The 6,680-nt window shown below is 30.7% G+C and carries 4 protein-coding genes and 1 pseudogene; 1 reads left to right on the top strand and 4 read right to left on the bottom strand.

Annotated elements, in window-relative coordinates; all coding sequences use genetic code 11:
• From WBN21_RS14415 to WBN21_RS14400, 4 genes are all read right to left on the bottom strand, one after another.
• On the bottom strand, nucleotides 1–1,166 hold a 1,166-nt coding region (locus tag WBN21_RS14415), incomplete at its 3' end, for a leucine-rich repeat protein (RefSeq protein WP_424201473.1).
• A 167-nt stretch (nucleotides 1,167–1,333) separates the two neighbouring features.
• Entirely contained in the window at nucleotides 1,334–2,071 is a 738-nt protein-coding gene (locus tag WBN21_RS14410) for a LytR/AlgR family response regulator transcription factor (RefSeq protein ID WP_424201471.1), read from the bottom strand.
• A 4-nt stretch (nucleotides 2,072–2,075) separates the two neighbouring features.
• Nucleotides 2,076–4,259 carry a tetratricopeptide repeat-containing sensor histidine kinase gene (locus tag WBN21_RS14405; RefSeq protein ID WP_424201468.1) on the bottom strand — a complete coding sequence of 728 codons (2,184 nt, stop codon included), beginning with the start codon at nucleotides 4,257–4,259 and terminating at the stop codon, nucleotides 2,076–2,078.
• Entirely contained in the window at nucleotides 4,259–6,157 is a 1,899-nt protein-coding gene (locus WBN21_RS14400; protein WP_424201466.1) for a tetratricopeptide repeat-containing sensor histidine kinase, read from the bottom strand. The genes WBN21_RS14405 and WBN21_RS14400 overlap by 1 nt, the downstream gene beginning before the upstream one ends.
• A 266-nt stretch (nucleotides 6,158–6,423) precedes the next feature.
• Between WBN21_RS14400 and WBN21_RS14395 the strand changes: the two are divergent.
• Nucleotides 6,424–6,680: pseudogene (locus WBN21_RS14395) on the top strand (permease); the annotation flags it as partial.

Genomic DNA, 6,680 nt, shown 5'->3' with positions numbered 1-6,680 from the left:
GGTAAATCATTAAATGCAAAAGCTCCCTCATCTATACTAACAACATTATTACCTATAACTAGAGTAGTTATGTCGTTATTCTGAAAAGCATCTGAACCAATGGTGACTACACTATCTGGAATAATAATATCTGTTAATTGATTATTAGCAAAAGCAGCATGACCAATGCTTGTAACACTATATGTTATACAAGTACTAGTAACCGTAGCAGGTATATTAACTACGGTTCCTCCTGCTGTGTTATAATCTGTAGCTGTTATTGTATTACTAGATGTAATTACATAGGTAATATTATCTAAAATAAATGTGTTTCCGGAATTTTCAGTAACTGAATTAAAACCTGTCCACAAAGCACCTGAATCAGTAACATAAGCTGCCGTTGTGCCCGTTGGTACTGTTAAATTAATATTACTACGGCTAGTACCAAAAGAATCATTTGTACCCGTTGTTATAGTTGGAGGTGTTGTAGCCAAAGAAGAAACACAAGTTAAAGGGTTGTCTCTAAAAGCATGATCGCCTATTGTAGTAACACCATTACCAATAATAACATTTGCTAATAGGTTATCATCAAAAGCACGAAAATCAATTGTTGTAACACTATTCGGAATAGTAATAGTTGTTAAATTATTATTGTAAAATGCGTTAATTCCAATAGTTGCAACACTATTTCCTAGTATTGCACTCGTGATAAAATTAACTGAAAATGCTTGAGTCCCTATAGTTAAAACACTATCTGGAATAGTGATACTTGTTAATTGATTATTAGAAAAACAAGACTGGTTAATGGCAGTAAGTCCATCTGGTAAAACCACACTTGTTAATAAATTACCATGGAAAGCCCCAGTTCCTATACTAACTACACTATTAGGTATAATAACACTTGTTATTCCTTTATTTAAAAAAGCCTGATATGCAATACCTGTAACATCGTATGAAGCCATAATATTTGTTTCATTTTTAGATGATGACGTTTTTGATGAAGAAGTTTCTGTAACTGAAGCTGGAATTACAACATCTGTACCACCAGACAAATTATAGTCTAAAACGGTAACTGTATTGGGAACAGTAGAAGTAACCGAATACGTAATGTGATTTTCAGTAAATGTTTGTGAATACCCTATTATAGTTATAAATAGAGTCATTAAAATAAGTAGTAATTTTTTCATAAGATTGGTTTGTTTGTAAATTTGGGGTGAAACTTGTTTTTGTAATATTAAAACCGAAAAGTACACGACATGCTTGGATACAGAAATAGAGAATCTATTTCTGACAACTAAGAAAAAATAAACGTAGTGTTTATAAGAATAAGCGTATTAGAATAAAAAAGAAGGTTTTAGCTTTTATTTCTATTCAAAAAAGCAGCTAAAAAGGGCTCTTTCTTCCGAGAAGAAACAGGGATTTTTTTTCCATTCTTTAAATGAATGGCGCCAGATTTGTCGTATTTATCTATATAGGTTAGGTTAACCATAAAGGATTGATGCGGACGAATAAAATGAGCTTCAGAAAGACGTTTTTCAAATTCTTTTAAAGTTTTAGAAACCAAATATTTTTTACCACTATTACAGAAAAATGTAGTATAACCTTTGTCTGTTTCGCAATACATTAATTCATTTAAGTCTATTACTTGAAAACTATCATGAAGCGATATTATTAATTTAGAGTCTTCATTATTCCAAATCGTTTTTACATTATTTATTTGCTGCTTTTGTTCTGCAATAGGTAAATTAGCAACCTTTTGTAAAGCAATTTCTAGATCTTTTATATCAACAGGTTTTAAAATATAATCTACAGCTCCTATTTTTAATGCTTGTAAGGCATACTCCTCATAAGCTGTAATAAATATTATTTTGAAATCCAAATGCTCGGTTTGATCAAGAAAATCAAAGGCACTGCCATCTGTAAGGTTTATATCTAGAAATATTAAATCTGGTTTACAAGAATTTGTAACAACAACAGCTTCTTTAACAGATTCGCATTCGCCTATAATTTCGACTTTACTGTCTATTAAATTTAGCAAATTGCGTAGTGCTTTTCTAATATATGCTTTATCTTCTACTATTAATGTTTTCATTAATCTAAATTATTTTATGAGGAATTTCGAGTGTTACAATGGTTCCTTGGTCACCATAAATTTTTAAGTCTTCAACCATTAAAGACCCTTGCATATGCAAATCTTTTGAGAGTATTTTTAATCTTTCAGTTGTTATGGTTGTGGCTAAAGACTTTTTGCCCTTTCGTTTGTTACCATTTTTATAGTTAACACCAACACCATTATCACTTATAGTACAAACTAATACGTCATTTGTATACATTAATCGAATATCAATTTTTCTGTTTTCTTTATGATTAATGAAGGCGTGTTCTATAGCATTTTCAACGAAGGGCTGAATAAGCATTGGTGGAATTTCAAGTTTTGGAACATCTATGGAGTCTTCAACTAAAATAGTAAATTCATATGCTTCATTTTCTAAGTTCTGAAGCGTTAAATAATCTTGAATAGCTCTTAACTCGTGGGATAATGAAACTGTTTTATCTCTTGAATTTTCCAGAGTTATACGCAACAACTTCGAAAACTTAGATAAGTAATGAACAGATTTTTTTTCTTCTTTATTTAATATCATGCCTTGTAAAACAGAGAGCGAATTAAAAATGAAATGAGGAGTCATTTGCGAGCGCAGTAGCTTCTGCTCCATTATTGCGTTTTGCGTTTTAGATTTTGCGTTTCTCAATTTTTGATAGAATATAATAGCACCTAATAAAATTGAAATTAGGAGGACACCAATAATGGCCCACAGATAATTTCGCTGAGATTTCTCTAAATCTTGGGAAGTGGTTTGTACAGTTTTTGTAAGTTTTAATTCTCTAATACTTGCAGAATCTAATGCTTGCTTGTATTTGTATTCGTATTCTAATTGTGTGATTTTTTCTATATTTTCTTTATTGAAAAGGCTATCGTTTAGTATTTTAAATTGCTGGTGGCTTTCGAATGCATTCTTGTAGTTGCCTGTAGCTTTATAAATATTGGAAAGAATTTCCGAAGCTTCTTTTTGATATTCCAAAAAACCGGCTTTTTTGGAAATTTTCTTTGCTTTTAAAACATTGCTCAGAGCACTCCTATACTGTTTTTGGTTCGCATAGGTTCTTGCCAGTCCAATATAAGCCCCACATAACGTATACTTTCTTTCAATTTCTATACTGATTTTCTTTGCCTCTAAGTAGTATTGATTTGCAGTTCGGTAATCATTTAATATTAAATAAACCTCACCAATATTAATTAGCATATTTGGAATATCACTTTTTGCACCAGTTTGTTTACTTATATGCAACGCGTCAACATAATAGTCGATCGCACTTCTGTAATCTCCAATTTCCTCATATATCGTTCCTATATCATTCAATGTTCCGGAAATTCCTCGCTTTCTATTAATCCGCTTGTTGATTTCTAAAGACTTTTCATAGTAGCTCATTGCCTTATCATAATATTTCTGAGTCTTATAAATCGTACCTATGTTGTTCAGGTGATTGGCAATACCTATACTATCTCCAAGCTTTTCATTAATGTACAAAGATTCTTTGTAGTGCTCTAGGGCTAGTGGGTAATTACCTTGGTCGCTGTAAATAGTACCCAAATTATTTAAACTATAAGCAACCCGTTGTTCATTTTTATCAGCTTTAGCAATAGAAAGTGATTTTTTTAAAGGTGAAATGGCTTCAACAAATTCCCCCAAATCCGAATATGCAGTTCCCAAATTCAATAGACTGGCAGAAAGATTTTTACTTCCTATTTTCTCTTCTATTCTAATTGCTTTTTTAAAGAACGCTATTGATTTTCTTAGATCACCTTTATTTTTATAAGTTATGCCAATGGCATTGTAACAATTTGCGGCTCCCTTTTGGAAATCAATGATCTCATATAATTTCAATGCCTCATTATAATAACTAAGCGCTTGGTCATAATTAGATTGTACTGCTTCGGTTATACCTCTTATGTATATGCTTCTGGCTTTCCCTTTTTTAAAATGGATAACTTCAGCTATCGTATCCGCTTCTTCCAAATATTCAAGGGTTTTAGACATATCTTTACTGAAATAAGAAAAAGCTAGTGAATTTAAAAGATTTACTCTCGTGGTATCCTTTTCCTTATGGCTTTGTAATTTTATTTTCAAACTATCAATTACCTTGTTTTGAGAGAAAACTGGAGACAAAAAAGATGCAAGGCACAGAAATATAAAAACCTTTTTAATTATTAATAATCTCATTATTTAGCATAAGCTTTATGAGGAATGACTAAAGTTACTAGCGTTCCCTTTTCGTTAAATATTTGTCTATCTACAATAGTCACAGAACTTTCCATGTTAAAATCCTTTGATAATGCCTCCAAGCGTTCTGTTGTTATTTTTGTGGCCAAAGAATTCTTTTTCTTATTACTTTCTGTTTTATAATTAACACCTACACCATTATCTGCTATGGTGCAAATTAACTTTTTATCCATGTAAGTTAAACGGATTTCAATTTTTCGGTCGTCTATATGATTTATAAAGGCATGTTCAATGGCGTTTTCTACAAAGGGTTGAATTAGCATTGGTGGAATTTCAAATTTTGGAACATCTATAGTATCTTCGACTAAAATCTTACATTTATAGGCTTCATTTTCTAAATTCTGAAGGGTTAAGTAATCTTGAACAGCTGCTAACTCTTGAGACAATGAAACTGTTTTATCTCTTGAATTTTCTAATGTTAGACGAAGTAATTTTGAAAATTTAGAAAGGTAATGAATCGATTTCTTTTCTTCTTTATTTAATATCATACCTTGCAATACAGATAATGAATTAAAGATGAAATGTGGAGTCATTTGCGAGCGCAACAGCTTCTGCTCCATGATGGTGTTTTTCGTTTTTGATTTGGCGTTTTTCAATTTCTGATAGAATAGTATAGCACCTAATAAAATTGAAACTAAAAGCACACCAATAATGGCCCATAAATAATTACGTTGTGATTTTTCTAAATCTTGAGAAGTAGCTTGAACCGTTTTTGTTAGTTCTAATTCTCTAATATTGGCCGAATCTAATGCATGTTTGTACTTATACTCGTATTCTACTTGAGCTAATTTTTCAATATTTTCTTTATTAAAAAGGCTGTCACTTACTCGTTTGTACTCTTCATGGCTAATAAGTGCTTTTTTATAATCTCTAAGGTTTTTATAAGTATTAAAAAGTAAATATTCTGCATTAATTTGATGACTAAGTGAATTTAAATTATCTGCAATTTCTTTGGATTTTAAGGCATAAGGTAATGCTCTTTTATATTCTTTTTTAGCTAAATAAATATTTGCTAAACCCCTATAACACTTGGACAGAGCTGACTGACTTCCAGTTTTTAAACTAATGCTTTCAGATTTTTTATAGCATTCAAAAGCTAAAGTTAGTTTTTCTTGAATCAAATAGATAGATCCTATATAGTTAATGCTAACGGCAACCATCTCCAAATCATTAATTTCCTCGCTTACTGCTAATGCCTTATTTAAAAATATAAATGCTTGAGAATATTCTTTTTTACTTATGTATAAGGTGCCAATTCCAATATACGTTCTGCAAAGACCAATCTTATTATTGTTTTTAATATTTAGCTCTAAAGCACGATTATAAAATTCTAAGGACTTTTCAGGATATCCTTGTCTTTCATAAATAACACCTAAAGTATTCAGAGTGCCATAAACTTCTACAGAGTCACCAAGTTTTTCTTTAAGGAATAAGGATTTATTAAGGTTTTCCAATGCTAATGGATAATTACCAAGTCGCTTATAAATGTCACCTATATTTTCGAAACACCTAGATATTCCTTCCTGATTATTTTGTTTTTCAAATAATTTTAAGCTTTTCTCATAGTATTCTAAAGACTTTGAATAGTTACCAATCTTCAAATAAAGAAATCCTAGAAAAAAAACATCCTCTGGAAGGTCCTTATTTGCTCCAATCTCATCTTTTATTGTTATTGCTTGTTCTAAGTATTCAATAGATTTTTTATAATCAGAGCTAACATAAGTATTAGCTAAATCAATTAACAGCTCTGCTCTTATCGTGTCCCTTTCTATATGATTCTGCAACTCTATATTAAGATTATCGAATTTTGTGGTTTGCGCAAAAATTGTCAATGACAAAAAGACGAATAAAAAAACAATAAATAAAGTGATAGGTTTCATACAAACAATTAATGAACAGAAGCTAAATAACGATATAATAACTAAAAACGTGAAATAAAGTGCGCAAAAAAACAGGGATTCGTTTTTTAGTCAGTTTCAATCAATAAGCGTAGGGTTTGATTATATATTCGTTAGAAAAAATAGTTTTTTCAAAATTATAGTATGCATCTATACCGCAATATTTTTATTTATCTAATGTGAATTCCTATATCTTCGCGCGCATTATGTGGATGTACCTTGGACTTTTAGCTGCCTTATTTTTAGGCTTACACAACTTATGTAAGAAACATGCTGTACAAGGAAATGAAGTTTTTCCTGTACTTTTAGGAACCATAACATGTGGGTTTTTATTTGTTGCTACGTTTTATTTGTTATCTATTTTCTATCCAGACTATGCCATAGCTAATGGTTATAATTTCCAGAAAATTTCCTGGCAAACGCATGGCTTTATTTTAATAAAATCGGCTATTATGGCTAGCTC

It is taken from the genome of Algibacter sp. (assembly GCF_049667265.1).
GTDB lineage: Bacteria > Bacteroidota > Bacteroidia > Flavobacteriales > Flavobacteriaceae > Algibacter_B.
This window is presented reverse-complemented; position numbering and strand designations above follow the sequence as displayed.

Excerpts from the sequence above, each read along its gene's own strand:
- WBN21_RS14405 (WP_424201468.1), bottom strand. The coding sequence starts at position 4,259 with ATGAGATTATTAATAATTAAAAAGGTTTTTATATTTCTGTGCCTTGCA.
- WBN21_RS14410 (WP_424201471.1), bottom strand. The coding sequence starts at position 2,071 with ATGAAAACATTAATAGTAGAAGATAAAGCATATATTAGAAAAGCACTA.